This window comes from Streptomyces actuosus (assembly GCF_016921115.1).
Taxonomy (GTDB): Bacteria; Actinomycetota; Actinomycetes; order Streptomycetales; family Streptomycetaceae; genus Streptomyces; species Streptomyces actuosus_A.
Window position 1 is genome coordinate 1 of record NZ_JAFFZS010000129.1, and the last position, 785, is coordinate 785.

At 70.8% G+C, this 785-nt stretch carries 2 protein-coding genes; one reads left to right on the plus strand and one right to left on the minus strand.

The annotated features are described in order from the left end of the window. On the minus strand, nucleotides 1–440 hold a 440-nt coding region (locus JS756_RS37985; RefSeq protein ID WP_205387449.1), incomplete at its 3' end, for a hypothetical protein. Here JS756_RS37985 and JS756_RS35905 point away from each other — a divergent pair. Continuing rightward, the coding region (locus JS756_RS35905; protein WP_205387450.1) for an acyl carrier protein at nucleotides 429–785 on the plus strand (357 nt) is incomplete at its 3' end. The genes JS756_RS37985 and JS756_RS35905 overlap by 12 nt on opposite strands.

Sequence of the window (785 nt, forward strand, 5' to 3'; positions counted from 1 at the left end):
ACGCCTTCGCCACCGTTCGTCGCCGCGCCGGGTTGCCGGCCGTCGCGCTGGCCTGGGGGCCGTGGGCTCCGGGGGCGGGCATGACGGCCGAGCTGACCGAAGCCGACCTGCGCCGCATGGCACGCGACGGCATGCAACCGCTCGCGCCGGAGCGGGGAGTCGATCTCCTGGATGTCGTGCTGGAGCGGGGCTGTGCTCTGGAGCGAGCGGCAGTGCTGCCTATGGACCTCCACCTTGCGGGCATGCGTCGACGGACGCCTGACGAGGTACCCGCACTGCTGCGGGCTCTTGTCCGGGGACGTGCCCGCCGCAAGGCCGAGGTAGGGGCCGGAGCACACCGTCAGGATCTCAGGGCCGAGCTCACGGCGGCGCTGCCGGCCGACCGGGACCGGCTGGTCGCCGAGTTGGTCGGTGGTGCCGCGGCTGCCGTGCTCGGTCACGGATCAGGTGTCGACATCGAGCTGGACCATACCTTCAAGGAACTCGGTTTCGACTCCCTGACCTCGGTCGAGCTGCGCAACCGCGTGGGCGCGGCCCTCGGGATGAGGCTCCCTGCCACGCTGATCTTCGACTACCCCACACCGACTGCGCTGGTCCGGCACATCAGGTCGACGCTGGTCGGTGGCGACGAAGACGTGAACACGGCACTGCCGTCGGTTGCGACCAGCGTGGACGACGATCCGGTGGTGATCGTGGGGATGGCGTGCCGGTTCCCGGGTGGGGTCGGTTCGCCGGAGGATCTGTGGCGGCTGGTGAGCGAGGGCGGTGACGCGATCGGCGCGTTC